At 71.1% G+C, this 13,691-nt stretch carries 11 protein-coding genes and 1 pseudogene; 6 read left to right on the top strand and 6 right to left on the bottom strand.

Translation table 11 applies throughout. From position 1 onward, the window contains the following. Nucleotides 1-116: 116 nt before the first annotated feature. Both ACXJMZ_RS21165 and ACXJMZ_RS21170 read left to right on the top strand, forming a co-directional pair. Entirely contained in the window at nt 117-245 is a 129-nt protein-coding gene (locus tag ACXJMZ_RS21165) for a hypothetical protein (protein WP_457031626.1), read from the top strand. A 3-nt stretch (nt 246-248) separates the two neighbouring features. Next, the gene (locus ACXJMZ_RS21170; protein ID WP_457031627.1) at nt 249-992 is read left to right on the top strand and encodes a hypothetical protein; all 744 of its coding nucleotides are present in this window, start codon (nt 249-251) and stop codon (nt 990-992) included. A gap of 16 nt (nt 993-1,008) precedes the next feature. Here the strand turns inward: ACXJMZ_RS21170 and ACXJMZ_RS21175 are convergent, their stop codons facing one another. Both ACXJMZ_RS21175 and ACXJMZ_RS21180 read right to left on the bottom strand, forming a co-directional pair. Further along, nucleotides 1,009-1,773 carry an aminotransferase class IV gene (locus tag ACXJMZ_RS21175; protein ID WP_457031628.1) on the bottom strand — a complete coding sequence of 255 codons (765 nt, stop codon included), beginning with the start codon at nt 1,771-1,773 and terminating at the stop codon, nt 1,009-1,011. Between the two features lie 36 nt (nt 1,774-1,809). Further along, nucleotides 1,810-2,208: a (2Fe-2S) ferredoxin domain-containing protein gene (locus ACXJMZ_RS21180; RefSeq protein ID WP_457031629.1), complete on the bottom strand. Its 399-nt coding sequence runs from the start codon at nt 2,206-2,208 to the stop codon at nt 1,810-1,812. Nucleotides 2,209-2,371: 163 nt separating this feature from the next. Between ACXJMZ_RS21180 and ACXJMZ_RS21185 the strand changes: the two genes are divergently transcribed. Continuing rightward, entirely contained in the window at nt 2,372-2,806 is a 435-nt protein-coding gene (locus ACXJMZ_RS21185; RefSeq protein ID WP_457031630.1) for a CBS domain-containing protein, read from the top strand. 6 nt (nt 2,807-2,812) lie between these two features. Here ACXJMZ_RS21185 and ACXJMZ_RS21190 read toward each other — a convergent pair whose 3' ends face one another. After that, a complete protein-coding gene (locus tag ACXJMZ_RS21190; protein ID WP_457031631.1) occupies nt 2,813-3,340 on the bottom strand; it encodes an HAD domain-containing protein in 528 nt (175 codons plus the stop codon). Continuing rightward, nucleotides 3,337-4,992, bottom strand: coding sequence for an FAD-binding dehydrogenase (locus ACXJMZ_RS21195; protein WP_457031632.1), 1,656 nt, complete (start codon nt 4,990-4,992; stop codon nt 3,337-3,339). Before ACXJMZ_RS21195 ends, ACXJMZ_RS21190 begins: the two co-directional genes overlap by 4 nt. Nucleotides 4,993-5,489: 497 nt before the next feature. On the opposite strand from ACXJMZ_RS21195, the gene ACXJMZ_RS21200 reads away from it, so the two are divergent. Beyond that, nucleotides 5,490-6,257, top strand: a complete 768-nt coding sequence (locus ACXJMZ_RS21200; RefSeq protein ID WP_457031667.1) for an SGNH/GDSL hydrolase family protein — start codon at nt 5,490-5,492, stop codon at nt 6,255-6,257. Nucleotides 6,258-6,314: 57 nt separating this feature from the next. On the opposite strand, the pseudogene ACXJMZ_RS21205 reads toward ACXJMZ_RS21200, so the two are convergent. Together ACXJMZ_RS21205 and nicT are read right to left on the bottom strand one after the other, a co-directional pair. Beyond that, nucleotides 6,315-8,663, bottom strand: a pseudogene (locus ACXJMZ_RS21205) (lamin tail domain-containing protein); the annotation flags it as partial. A gap of 97 nt (nt 8,664-8,760) precedes the next feature. Then, nucleotides 8,761-9,900, bottom strand: a complete 1,140-nt coding sequence (nicT, locus tag ACXJMZ_RS21210; RefSeq protein ID WP_457031668.1) for a Nickel transporter NicT — start codon at nt 9,898-9,900, stop codon at nt 8,761-8,763. A 227-nt stretch (nt 9,901-10,127) separates the two neighbouring features. On the opposite strand from nicT, the gene ACXJMZ_RS21215 reads away from it, so the two are divergent. Both ACXJMZ_RS21215 and ACXJMZ_RS21220 read left to right on the top strand, forming a co-directional pair. Then, complete coding sequence (locus ACXJMZ_RS21215) at nt 10,128-11,615, top strand: peptide MFS transporter (protein WP_457031633.1); 1,488 nt, start codon at nt 10,128-10,130, stop codon at nt 11,613-11,615. Between the two features lie 24 nt (nt 11,616-11,639). Further along, nucleotides 11,640-13,670 (top strand): CocE/NonD family hydrolase, encoded by a 2,031-nt coding sequence (locus ACXJMZ_RS21220; RefSeq protein WP_457031634.1) that lies wholly within the window; start codon nt 11,640-11,642, stop codon nt 13,668-13,670. Nucleotides 13,671-13,691 lie beyond the last annotated feature (21 nt).

The following is a 13,691-nucleotide window of genomic DNA, read 5'->3' on the forward strand; positions in this document are numbered from 1 at the left end:
GTACCCCGGCTGCTGTGGTCCCGGACAGTGGTCCCCCTTCGATCGGAGCCATGGACGGCGCAGCTCAGCGGGACCGTCGCACTGCGCGCGGTCTGCGCCGGTGCCAGCATCGACACATGAGATCTGATCAGACCGGGGAGACGACAGCGGCAGGCCCCGACCGGCGCAAGCGGCTGATGGATGTGAACGCGCCGTGGTTCCGTGCTGCGACGCCGGCCGAGGCGCTCGCCGAGCGCGAGGTCTGACCCGTGGGTACCTGGTACCGGGAGGAGATCCTGGACCCGGGCAAGCAGCCGTTGCTCGTCCTGCTGCTCGGCTTCCTCGGGGCGTTCCTCTTCATCCGGCTCAGCGTGCGAATGATCCGGGCGGAGGTCTCCTGGTGGCCGCAGAACGTCACGCCTGGCGGGCTGCACATCCACCATGTGGTCTTCGGTGTGGTCTTCATGATCATCGGTGGCCTGGGGCTGGCCTCCCCGATCGGCGGCGAGCATCCGTGGGCCGAGATCGCGGCCGCGCTCTTCGGTATCGGCACCGCGCTCGTGCTGGACGAGTTCGCGCTGATCCTGCATCTGCGGGACGTCTACTGGTCCGAGGAGGGCCGCCTCTCGGTGGACACCGTGGTGCTCGGCGCGGCGGTCTGCGGGTTGCTGTTGCTCGGGGCGGTCCCGTTCGGAGCCGACGAGGCGTCAGCCGACGGTGCACCGGTCTCCGGTTGGACGTACGCGACGACGGTGGCCGTCAATGCGGGTTTCGCGCTCGTCGCGCTCAGCAAAGGCAAGGCGTTCACCGGTCTGCTCGGGATGCTCGTCCCCCTGATCGCCGTGGTCGGCGCGCTCCGGCTGGCCCGCCCCGGGTCCCCGTGGGCACGGGCCCGCTACCCGGTCGGCAGCCGGAAGGCCGACCGGGCCCGGGTCCGGGAGGAGCGCGAGGGCTGGCAGCGCCGTCTGCGGATCAAGGTCTACAACGCGATCGCCGGAAAGCCCGGCCCGTGACACCTCCGGGCCCGGATCAGAGCGGCGTACCCGGGAGCCCGGCCCAGGCGGTGGCGAGCTCGGCGAGCAGCGGGTGCGCCGGATCGAAGCCGACCTCGTCGACGGTCGCGATCGGACGGACGCCGACGGCCGCGTTGGTGGCGAACGCCGCGTCGTAGGCGGGCAGGTCCCGGAGAGCGACCCGTTCGGTGCGGCCGGGGCCCAGCAACCGCATCGTGGTGCCGGGCAGGTACGCGGCCTGCGGCCAGACCAGCTCACCGTCCCGGACCAGGCCGAGGTTCCAGGTGCCGCCCTCGCTGACGGCGCCGGTGAGGTCGGTGAACAGCGCGTCGTCGTACCCGGCCAGCTGGGCCGCCCGGCGGTGGTGCAGGGCCCCGAACAGGCCGACGCTCTTCACCTCGGGCAGGTCCCGGACGTACGGGACCGAGCGGACCCGCAGCGGCGGCAGCTCGGTGCCGCCCGCCGGACGGGTCGTCACCAGGACGGCGGGGGCGGCCTTCCCGGCCAGGCCGGCCAGGTCGAGCGCGGGGTCGAAGACGGTGACCCGCAGCATCAGCGAACCCCCAGGCGGCACCGCCCGGCCCGCGTACTCCCGGACCAGGCCGAGCTCCAGTTCGGTACCGAACAGCGCCCGGCAGTCCTGCCGGAGCCGCTCCAGATGCAGCGTCAGCCCACGCACCCGGCCGTCGGTCACCCGCATGGTGGTGAAGTGCCCGTAGTTGGTGAGCGCCAGGGCCTGGAGCTCCGCCGGGCGTACCGGCCTGCCGTTCAGTTCCGCCATGCTCCGAAGCATGCCAGGCCGCACGCCCGCCGGGTCTCAGCCGGGCAGGCCCTCGCGCACCCGACGGGAGACCGCGAACTCCTGCAGGTCGAGCGTGCCGGGCGACTCCGCGATGCCGGGACCGCCGGCCTTCACCCAGTCAGTGATCTCGTCCAGCATGTCGTCCGCCAGCACCCAGCCGAGCCAGACCGGCCGCCCACCGGCCGCCCGCCCTTCCGCCGACGGGCTGACCACGACCACGTTGGAGTGGTCGCAGGCGTCCAGACAGGGCACCGCCCGGACCCGGCCGGCCGTGCCGACGCCCTCCTTCAGTCGGACCAGCTGCGCCGCGTGGTCGACCTCCGGATGCCGTCGCTCCGTCCCGCAGCAGCACCCCCGGCACACCGTCACCGTCACCGGCGCGGCGGCGGCTTCCTTACGGGCCTTACGAGCCATCAGTTCCCCTCCAACGGGCAGTCGCACTGTTCAGGGGCATGACGCACCCCCGACGGCCGAGGGTATCCGGCGTCGTTCGCTCGCCGTGCGGGCCCTCTCACCGCTGCTTATGGTGACCGAAGTCGCACTCCGGACCTCCCGGGGGCGACTCGGAGGTCAACTCATGATCAAGGCAAGCGACATCATGCACGCCGGTGCCCAGTGCGTCCGGGCCGATCAGACCCTGCTCGACGCCGCCATGATGATGCGGGACATGGGGGTCGGGGCCCTGCCGATCTGCGGCGAGGACCAGATGCTCAAGGGGATCATCACCGACCGCGACATCGTCACCCGATGTATCGCGGAGGGCAAGGACCCGGCCATGATGAAGGCGATGGAGCTGAGCGGCCACCTGCACTGCGTCCGGGCGGACGACAGCATGGACGAGGTGCTCAAGAAGATGGAGCAGCACCAGATCCGCCGGATCCCGGTGATCGACAACGACCGGTTGGTCGGCATGATCAGCGAGGCCGACCTGGCGATGGGCCACCGGAACGGCGGCCGGCTGACGGACCAGCAGATCGTCGACTTCATGGACACCGTCTACCTCAAGCGCTGAGCTCCCTCACACGGGCCACCGGTCACTCGCCGGTGGCCCGTCTGCGCGCGGGCGCAGCCACGCGTCGAGGGTGGCGAAGTCCGCGTCCGTCAGGCCGCACCGTGGGTCGACCCGGTGCAGCAGGGCCTGGCCCCGGTGGTGGGCCTCGACCCAGCTGCGGTCGGCGTCGGTGAGCTCGTCGTCGACCCAGGCGAACGGCCGGCCGGCCGCCCGGGCAACCAGTGTCCGGGTCTTCCAGTGCAGGCCGCCGCGTTCGCCGTCCTCGGACGGCTCCGGCCAGCTGACCACGGGCAGTTCGGGCAGGCCGAGCAGTGGGGCGAGGCACTCGTTGGCGTCGGACATCCAGGTCGTGGCCCACACCAACTCGCAGGGCAGTGCCAAGAGTCGGGGCCCGAGCGCGGGGTCGACCCGGACCAGCAGCGGGTTCGTGCCGGGCTGTCGATGCCCGGTGCCGAAGGTCGGGTAGCCGGCGGTCGCCCCGAACGGGACGATCGGCCCGTCGACGTCCAGGAAGAGCAGCGGAACCACGCTCACGCCGTGGCCTTCGCCGCCGCCCGGCCCGCTGCCCGGCCGGAGAAGATGCAGCCGCCGAGGAAGGTGCCCTCCAGCGAGCGGTAGCCGTGTACGCCGCCCCCGCCGAACCCGGCCGCCTCGCCCGCCGCGTAGACGCCCTCGAGCACCGAGCCGTCGGCGCGCAGCACGCGCGAGTCGAGGTCGGTCTCCAGGCCGCCGAGCGACTTGCGGGTGAGGATGTTCAGCCGAACCGCGATCAGCGGCCCGGCCTTCGGGTCGAGCAGCCGGTGCGGGGAGGCGGTCCGGATCAGCTTGTCACCCAGGTAGCGGCGGGCACCGTGAATGGCCGTCACCTGGAGGTCCTTGCTGAACGGGTTGGCCATCTCGCGGTCCCGGGCCTCGATCTCGTGGCGCAGATCGGCCTCGTCGATCGGCGTGTCCGGGGTCTTGGCGTTCATCCCCCGGACCAGCTCCTCCAGCGAGTCCGCGACCACGAAGTCGACCCCGTGCTTCTTGAACGCCTCGACCGGCGCGGTGGCGCCAGGCAGCGCTCGGCGCAGCACGTCACGGACCGACTTGCCCGTCAGGTCGGGGTTCTGCTCGGACCCGGAGAGCGCGAACTCCTTCTCGATGATCTTCTGGGTGAGCACGAACCAGGTGTGGTCGTGACCGGTCGTCATGATGTGCTCCAGCGTGCCCAGGGTGTCGAACCCGGGGAACAGCGGCACCGGCAGCCGCTTGCCGTGCGCGTCCAGCCAGAGCGAGGACGGGCCCGGCAGGATCCGGATGCCGTGCCTGGCCCAGATCGGGTCCCAGTTCTCGATGCCCTCGGTGTAGTGCCACATCCGGTCGCCGTTGATCAGGTGACCGCCCGCCTCGCCCGTGATGCCGAGCATCAGGCCGTCCACGTGCACGGGGACCCCGGAGAGCAGCTTCTCGGGCGGTGTGCCGAGCCGGGCCGGCCAGGCCTTGCGGACCAGCTCGTGGTTGCCGCCGATGCCGCCGGAGGTGACGATCACCGCCTGCGCCCGCAGCTCGAAGGAGCCGGCCACCTCCCGCGAGCTGCCCTCGCCCCGGGCCACCGTGCTGGGCACCAGCACCTCGCCCGTGACGGTGTCGACCGCGCCCGCACTGGCCGACAGCCCGGTCACCCGATGCCGGAACCGCAGGTCGACCAGCCCACGCGCGGCGGCGGCCTGCACCCTCCGGGCGAACGGCTCGACCAGGCCGGGACCGGTCCCCCAGGTGATGTGGAACCGCGGCACCGAGTTGCCGGGCCCGCTGGCCAGCAGTCCGCCACGCTCGGCCCAGCCGACCACCGGGAAGAACCTGACGCCCTGTCCGTGCAGCCAGGAGCGCTTCTCGCCGGCCGCGAAGTCGACGTACGCCTCGGCCCAGCGGCGCGGCCAGGTGTCCTCCGGACGGTCGAAGCCCGCCGTGCCGAGCCAGTCCTGCCAGGCCAGCTCGTGCGAGTCGCGGATCCGCATCCTGCGCTGTTCGGGCGAGTCGACCAGGAACAGCCCGCCGAACGACCAGTGCGCCTGCCCGCCGAGCGAGGCGGCGGGCTCCTGGTCGAGCAGGATCACCTTCCGCCCGGCGTCGGTGAGTTCGGCGGTGGCGACCAGGCCCGCCAACCCGGCTCCGATCACGATGACGTCGGCGTCCAGTGTCACGGGTGATCCTCCAGAGTGAGCAGGCGTGTCCGGATTCTGCGGCCTCCGGCTCACCAGGTCAACCGGCCGGTAACCTCCCCCCGCCGCAGCGCGCTCGCAAAATACCGTCCGGGAGACCGGCCGGATTTCCGGAACGGGAATTCCTTCCGCTCCGCACCGTAGCGGAATACGTGGCCAAACGATCCGCCATGGAGCGTAATTCCAGGGTCAGTTGACGGATATTCGGTAATTCCGCGAGGCCTCTGGACAGCCTGATTAACCTGCCAGTAACTTACTTGCCAGTAGTAGCCGGCTGATCTGCCCCCACCCACCCGCCGATTCTCTCCACCCCCTCAGGAGGAACCGTGCTCAGCCCTGCCCGAAAGCGTCTCCCCGCCCTGCTCGGCGCCCTGTTGGCGACCACCGCGGTCGGTGCGCTGACCGCCCCCACCGCCCAGGCCGGGACCGGCGCGGGCCCGTACGTCGCGCTCGGCGACTCGTACGCGGCCGGCGCCCTGGTGCCGAACCAGTCCGGCGGGCTCTGCCTGCGCTCGGACCAGAACTACGGCCACCTGGTGGCCGCCGCACTGCAGAGCACCACGTACACCGACGTCACCTGCTCGGCCGCCAAGGTGAAGCACCTGACCGAGGCCCAGTACGGCCTCTACGAGCCCCAGTTGAACGCCCTCAAGGCGGACACCGCGCTGGTCACCCTCGGCATCGGCGGCAACGACCTCGGGGTCAGCGACCTCGGCGTCGCCGAGCTGATCGCCACCTGCGTCGGCGGGGCCGTGGTCAACCCCTTCGGCACCCCGTGCAAGGACGTCTACGCCGACGGGCACTGGGTCTGGCAGGACTGGCAGTTCCAGTGGGTCTACGGCGAGGACAAGCTGCGCACCCGGATCGCCGCCGCCGAGCCCCAGCTCGCGGACGGTCTGCGCAAGATCCGGGCCAAGTCCCCCAACGCCAAGGTCCTGCTGGTGGGTTACCCCTCCGTGATGCCCTCGAACGGCTCGACCTGCATCAACCGGCAGCCCGTCACTCCCGGCGACGTGGAGTACCTGCACGGCGTGCTGACCGACCTGAACGCCATGCTGGCCCGGACCGCCGCCGCGAACGGCGCGACCTACGTGGACACCGCGGGCCCGACCAAGGGGCACGACGCCTGCTCGGACAACCCCTGGATCGAGGGTCTGCTGCCGCAGTCCCCCGCCGCCCCGTTCCACCCGAACGCGGCCGGTGAGCGGGTGATGGCCGACACGGTGCTGCGCACCCTCGGCCACTGACGCCGCCACAGCCCACCGAAACGGTAGTGCCCCGGACCTCAACTGCGGTCCGGGGCCGTCGTACTCGACGTGCTTCAGCGCCGGGCTGACCAGGCTGTGGTCGAGCACCTGCGAGTTGCCCTGGAAGACGTACGAGTAACGCTCGTTCTCCGGCAGCGAGTTGACCAGGTCCCGCAGCACGCCGTCCTTGGTGAGGGTGGCGAGCGCCGGGGAGAACTGGTAGTCGTTGAAGTCGCCTACCGAGACCACCCGGGCGTTCGGGTCGGCCGCCAGCAGCTTGGCGACGAAGGCCTGCTCGACGGCCGCCTGCTTGGTCCGCTGCTCCTCGGAGCTGCGGGCCGGCTGCTGGAAGCGACTGTCCAGACCCTGGTCGCCACCCTTGCTGTTGAAGTGGTTGGCGATCACGAAGATCTTCTTGTTGTGGAACTTGAACTCGCCCACCAGCGGCTTGCGGCTGGAGCCCCACGCCTCGTTGCCGGGGTCGATCCGGCCCGGCGAGGCGGTCAGCGAGGCCCACTTGCCGGTGCCGGTGACGTCCACCGCGTCGGTGGCGGTGCCGCCCGGGGTGTCGGTGAAGGAGACCCGGTCCGGGTTGAACAGGAAGACGTTGCGGATGTTGCCGCCGGGCTCGCCGCCGTCCTTGTTGTTCTCCGGGGCGATCGAGCGCCAGTCGTAGGCCGGGCCGCCCGCTGCGGCGATCGCGGCGGTGAACTTGGCGATCGTCGAACTCGCGTCCACCGTACCGTCGTTGACCGCACCGTTGTTGTCCTGGATCTCCTCCAGGACGATGATGTCGGGCGAACGCAGGTTGGTCACCACGCCCTTGGCGAGCTCGGCGAACTTCTCGTCCGGGTCGCTCGGGTCCAGGTTCTCCACGTTGTAGGTGGCGATCGCGACCTCGCTGGGCAGCGCCCGGTCGGTCACCTCGCGCTGCAGGCCGTTGTCCTGCACCGCGCCCAGCGTGGTCGCGGCCAGCGTGTAGCCACCGAAGCGGTTGTAGTCCAGCGGGCCGTCGGTGATCCCGGTCAGCCGGTCGCCGACGTTGGCGGTCGGGAACGGGCGGTCGGCCAACGGAATGAGCGACTGGATCATCACCCGGCCGGAGTTGGGCTTGTCGTAGCCGAGGTAGATCGCTCCACCGCGGCTACTGGCGAGGTCCTGCTTGCGGGCCTGCACCCAGAGCTCGCTGTACTGGTCGGTGGCCTGCACGACCTGGGTGTTCTCGACCCGGACGTTCATGCCCTCCAGCGACTCGTACCGGTCCAGCGCGTAGTCGGCGGGAGCCAGCGTGAGGCCCTCGATGCTGGCGCCGGCCGCGTCCGGCGCGTACGCCGCCGGGATGCTGTCGCCGTCCAGCACGAACGGCGCGGGCACCGCGTTGCCGGCCGAGAGCACCGTGACGGCGGGCGCGGTGAGCTGGGTGATGGACTGGCCGCCCGCGCTGTACGCCGGGTAGTACTCGGCGACCTTGCCGGTCACCAGCACCGAGTCGCCGACCGCCACGGTCGGGGTGCTGCCGGTGTAGACGAACAGGCCCTCGCTGGTGGCCGGGTCGGCGTCCGGGTTCGGGTCCTGGATCCAGAAGCCCTTGGAGCCGTAGGTGCGCACACCGGTGACGAGGCCGGGAACGCCCGCGATGGTCTTGCCGGTCTTCGGCGACAGCCGGGTGTTGCCCTGGATGTCGTGGATCCGGATGCTGCCCGGCTCGACCGGACCGGTCGGGGTGTCGCCGCCCTCGGGCGCCTCACCGGCGGAGTTGACCGGGCTCGGCACCCCGGCCTTGAGGTCGGCGGCGTTGTCGTCGGTGTCCGGCAGGCCCGAAGTACGGGCCACCGAGGCGGTGTTGCTCGCTCCGGTGACCGGGCCCGAACCCTCCCGGACCACGGCGGTGCCGAAGCCGACCAGGTCCTTGATCCGCGGGTCGGCGGCACAGTCGGCGGCGGTCTTGCAGGTCAGCGGGTCGGTGCCCTGGACCAGCGCGATCGTGCCGCTGGTGCCGGAGAGCGCCAGGGTGCCGGTGGCGTCCGGGGTGGGCAGCGCCACGGTGCCGCCGGTGCCCGCCGCCGCCGCGATCAGGTAACGGCCGCCGGGGGCGACCGAACCGGTCAGCGTGGTGACGCCCCACTTCGAACCGGCGCTCGGGGTGCCCGGCAGGTACTGCACGCTGTACCCGGCCAGACCGAAGGCGGCGCCGCCCTTGTTGGCCAGCTCGATGAAGTCGTTCTTCAGCGTGGCACCGGAGTTGCCACCGCCGCCGTACACCTCGGAGATCACCACGTCGGCCGAGGGCGCGGCGAGGGCACTCGGGAGCGGGGCGAGCACGAGCGAACCCGCCACGGCGACGGGCAGGACGGCCGCACGCAGCAGGCTGCGGCGGGAACGGCGGGGAGCGGTGGACTTGGTCACCGGGCAGAACTCCTCGGTCCAAGCTCGCGACGCGCGTGGGGTCGCCGGGAGCTGAGGGTGGGTCAGGCAGCGCACGACGGCGCACTACCCGCGTAGATCATCTGCCGGGCCGACCCGGCGGGCCCCAAGATACGCGCGTAGAAAATGACCCGACAAGGGGTTGCCCGTTAACAGTTGGAAACCACCGGAAGACGGCCGACCACCTGGTACGGCGACGGCCCGGGCCGGGAGACTGCGACTGGCAGCGCTCCCGGCCGACCATGTCCAACTCGATCGCGCCGATCCAGGCCACCGGGCCCGAGGTGATGTCGAGCTTCTCGCCGAGCAGGCCGACCAGCTCGACGGTGCCGATCACCAGCGCGACCAGCACCGAGAGGCCGGTGACGGTGAGGTTGTAGTAGATCTTGCGGACCGGCTTGGAGAACGCCCACTCGTACGCGAAGTTCATGAACGAGCCGTCGATCGTGTCCAGCAGGCTCATGCCCGCCGCGAACAGCACCGGCAGCACCAGCAGCGCGTACCAGGGCAGTTGGAAGGCGGCCGCGCCGCCGGCCAGCACCAGCAGCGAGACCTCGGTGGCGGTGTCGAAGCCGAGGCCGAAGAGCAGGCCGACGGGGTACATGTGCCAGGGCTTGGTGACGGCCCGGGTGACCCGGCCGAGGATCCGGTTCAGGAAGCCGCGCTTGTCGAGCTGGCGCTCCAGCTCGGCCTCGTCGAACTCGCCCTGACGCATCTTCCGGAACACCTTGAGGATGCCGTTGAAGGCGCCCAGGTTGATCAGGCCGATCAGCACCAGGAACACGCCCGAGACGCTGACCCCGATCAGACCGGTCAGGTCGTGCAGGGTGGAGTCGTCCGACTCCACCTGCCCGGCCAGCGACTGGATGCCGAAGGCGAGCAGCGCGCAGAGGCCGAAGACCACCGAGGAGTGGCCGAGCGAGAACCAGAAGCCGACCGAGAGCGGCCGCTGCCCCTGCCCCATCAGCTTGCGGGTGGTGTTGTCGATCGCCGCGATGTGGTCCGCGTCGAACGCGTGCCGCATCCCGAGCGTGTAGGCGGTCAGCCCCATCCCGACGCCGAAGACCTGGCCGCCGACGTCGTACTGCTCAGGGGCGACCAGCCCGATCAGGGTGAACCACCCGATCACGTGCAGCGCCAGGATGAAACCCCCCATCCCGGCGAGTCGCAGCCACTCCGGACGGGTGAGCCGGTCGCGCAGTCGGCCGGTCGCAGCCATGCGGCAGTCCTCCATGAAGTCGTACGAGATGCCCAGGTCGCCGAGCTGGGCCATCTTTCCCCGTAGTCGGTCGCAGTTGCAAGCCATGCGCAACTGCGCCACCCCGGCGCATGGGAGCACTCGGGCCGCCCTGACGGCGCCACAGCTCATATTCCGTCAGGAAATAGGCGTAAAAGTCATCTATTGTCTGATTCGGTGATCACCAGGACCGACCGAAGGCAGCTCCCTTGCTGAACAGCACAGACCTCGAGAGCCAGGACTCCGCCCGGCTGGACCACTCCTTCTTCGGTCACCCCCGCGGCCTGCTGACCCTCTCCGGCCTGGAGGTCTGGGAGCGGTTCTCGTTCCTCGGCATGCAGGCCATCCTGGTGCTCTACTTCGCCGACTCGGTCGCCAACGGCGGCCTCGGCATGATGCAGGGGACCGCCGCCTCGGTGGTCTCCGCCTACGGCACCCTGGTCTACCTGACCTCGGTGGTCGGCGGCTGGGTGGCCGACCGGATGCTCGGCTCCTACCGGGCCGTCCTCTACGGCGGCGTGCTGATCGCCTGCGGGCACTACGCGATGTCGGTGCCCACCGCGAGCATGACCTGGGTCGGCCTCGGCCTGATCGTGATCGGCACCGGCTTCCTGAAGCCGAACGCCGCCACCCTGGTCGGCGGGCTCTACTCCACCGACGACGACCGCCGGGACGCGGGCTTCGCCCTCTACTACATGGCGATCAACATCGGCGCCTTCGCCGGCCCGCTGGTCAGCGGCTGGCTCGGCCAGAACAAGGGCTGGCACTGGGGCTTCTCGGCCGCCGCGATCGGGATGACCTTCGGGGTGATCCAGTACGTGCACGGCCGCTCCACCCTGCACCGCGACCGCGGCCCGGTGCACCCGCTCACCGACGCCGAACGCAGCCGCTGGGCCGGCCGGGCGGTGGCGGTGGTGCTCCTGGTGGCCGCCGTCGGGGTGCTGCTGCAACTCGTCGGCTGGCTCACCATGGACCGCGCTGTCGACCTGATCACGCTGGTCTCGGTGCTGGCCCCGATCGCCTACTTCGCGGTGATGTTCCGCAGCCCCGAGGTGACCCGCGAGGAGCGCGGCCGGCTGCGGCCGTACGTGATCCTCTTCCTCGCCTCGGTGGTCTTCAACCTGGTGCTGTTCTCCTCCTACACCACGCTCGCCCTGCTCGCGGTGGACCACGTGGACAACAGCATCTTCGGCTGGCACTTCCCGTCCAGCTGGTGGACCTCCATCCTGGGCGCGATCGAGGTGCTGCTCGCCCCGGTGATCGCCGCACTCTGGGTCCGGCTGGACCACCGCCAGCCGCACGCCTCCCGGAAGATCGCCTACTCGCTGTTCGCGGCCGGCATCTCCTTCCTGATCCTGGTCCCGGCCACGGCGGGCAAGAGCGGCGACTACCAGATCGCCGGGCTCTGGCTGCTCGGCTGCTACCTCTTCATGGGCGGCGGCGACATCCTGCTGGAGACCACCGGCATGTCCGCCACCAGCAAGCTGGCGCCCCGTCACTTCGCCAGCCAGACCATGGCGGTCTGGTTCCTCTCGCTCGCCCTCTCCCAGGGCATCGCCGCCCAGCTGACCAAGCTCTACGGCGAGATCGCCGACTCGGTGTACTACGGCACGCTCGGCCTGTTCGCCGTGGCCGCCGGGATCGCGCTGTACCTCGCGCTCCCCTGGATGCGCCGGACCATGCACCCCGTCCACTAGGGCCACACCCAGGAGGTCCCCTCGATGCAGCACCCCGACAGCTACCCGTACGGGACCACCCGCGAAGACCTGCGCATCCCACTGGCCGACGGCACCGAGCTGTACGCCCGGATCTGGCGCCCCGTCACCGACCAGCCGGTGCCCGCCCTGCTGGAGTACCTGCCGTACCGGCTGACCGACTGGACGGCGCCGCGCGACGCCCAGCGCCACCCCTGGTACGCGGGCCACGGCTACGCCTCGGTCCGGGTCGACGTCCGGGGCCACGGCAACTCCGGTGGGCTGCCGGGCGACGAGTACTCCGCCCAGGAGCTGGCCGACGGGGTCGCGGTGGTGGAGTGGCTGGCCGCGCAGCCCTGGTGCAGCGGGCGGGTCGGCATGTTCGGGATCTCCTGGGGCGGCTTCAACAGCCTGCAGATCGCGGCGCTGGCGCCTCCCGCCCTGCAGGCCGTGGTGACGGTCTGCTCGACCGACGACCGGTACGACAACGACGTGCACTACATGGGCGGTTCACTGCTCGCGGTCGACATGCACGCCTGGTCGGCCACCATGCTCGCCTTCGTCGGACGGCCGCCGGACCCGAAGTACGTCGGCGAGGACTGGCGGCGGATCTGGCGCTCCCGCCTCGAAGCCGTCGACCCGTTCATCCACCCGTGGCTCTCGCACCAGACCCGGGACGACTACTGGCGGCACGGCAGCGTCTGCGAGGACTACGGCGCGATCAAGGCCGCCGTGCTCGCCGTCGGCGGCTGGGCCGACCCCTACCGCGACACCGTGCTGCGGCTGGTCGAACACCTGGACGCGCCGGTCCGGGGCATCATCGGCCCCTGGTCGCACCAGTACCCCGACCGGGGCCTGCCGCCGGGCCCGGCGATCGGCTTCCTGCAGGAGACGCTGCGCTGGTGGGACCACTGGCTCAAGGACATCGACACGGGGGTGCTGGCGGAACCCGCGCTGCGTACCTGGATGAACGAGTCGGTGCCGCCCGCCACTGTCTACGCCAACCGGCCCGGACGGTGGGTCGGCGAGGACTCCTGGCCCTCGCCGGACGTCCGCGAGATCCACTACGGCCTGGACGACGCGCTGCGCACGGCCGGCACCTCTTCCCTGGACCGTTTCGTACGGGTCCGCTCCCCCCAGCACACCGGTGTGGACGCCGGGCGGTTCTTCCCGTTCGGCAACGCCTCCGACCTGCCGCCGGACCAGCGCGAGGAGGACGGCCGCTCGGTCTGCTTCGACACCACGCCGTTGCCCGAGCCCATGGAGATCCTCGGCAACGCCTCGGTCCGCCTCCGGGTGCGCTGCGACACCCGGCGCGGCCAGGTGATCGCCCGGCTCTGCGACGTCGCGCCGGACGGCTCCTCCACCCTGGTCACCCGGGGCGTGCTCAACCTGACCGCCCGTCAGGGCCGCGACCGGGTGGTCGAGTGGACCCCGGGTGCGGTCGAGGAGGTCGAGTTCTCCCTGGTCTCCATCGCCCACGCGTTCCCGGCCGGCCACCGGATCCGGCTCGCCCTCTCCTCCGCCTACTGGCCCTGGATCTGGCCCCAGCCGGATGCCGCCGGCTTCGAGATCGACCCCGGCCACAGCGTGCTGGCCCTGCCGGTACGTCACCTGGCCGCCGACGCGGGCTCCGCACCGATCACCTTCGAGCCCCCCGAGCAGTCAGTCGGCCTGGACCTCCGGTACACCGAACCACTCACCGCCCGCCCCGAACGCCAGATCCTGCGCGACGTAGCCACCGGCGAGTGGCGCCTCGAGGTCGACCCCAACTACGGCGGCTCCCGCCGCTACCCCGACGGCCTCATCTTCGACGAACAGGCCGTCGAGGCCTACCGCATCCTCACCGACGACCCACTCTCCGCCACCACCCGCTCCGACTGGACCGTCCGCCTCCAACGCCCGGACCTCGGCTGGGACGTCACCGTCCACACCCGCTCCGAAATCACCTGCGACGCCACCCACTTCACCACCCGCAGCCGCCTCACGGCGCTCGAGGCCGGCGACGTCATCTTCGAGCGCGACTGGGAGCGGCGCATCCCGCGCACGGCGTCCTGACCCCGGTCTGGCAGGCTTCCG

This window comes from Kitasatospora sp. P5_F3, from assembly GCF_054049135.1.

What these genes read in the sequence shown, in the direction of transcription:
- ACXJMZ_RS21165 (WP_457031626.1), top strand. Translation starts at nt 117, where the DNA reads ATGAGATCTGATCAGACCGGGGAGACGACAGCGGCAGGCCCCGACCGG.
- ACXJMZ_RS21175 (WP_457031628.1), bottom strand. Translation starts at nt 1,773, where the DNA reads ATGGCGGAACTGAACGGCAGGCCGGTACGCCCGGCGGAGCTCCAGGCC.
- ACXJMZ_RS21180 (WP_457031629.1), bottom strand. Translation starts at nt 2,208, where the DNA reads ATGGCTCGTAAGGCCCGTAAGGAAGCCGCCGCCGCGCCGGTGACGGTG.
- ACXJMZ_RS21185 (WP_457031630.1), top strand. Translation starts at nt 2,372, where the DNA reads ATGATCAAGGCAAGCGACATCATGCACGCCGGTGCCCAGTGCGTCCGG.
- nicT (WP_457031668.1), bottom strand. Translation starts at nt 9,900, where the DNA reads ATGGCTGCGACCGGCCGACTGCGCGACCGGCTCACCCGTCCGGAGTGG.
- ACXJMZ_RS21220 (WP_457031634.1), top strand. Translation starts at nt 11,640, where the DNA reads ATGCAGCACCCCGACAGCTACCCGTACGGGACCACCCGCGAAGACCTG.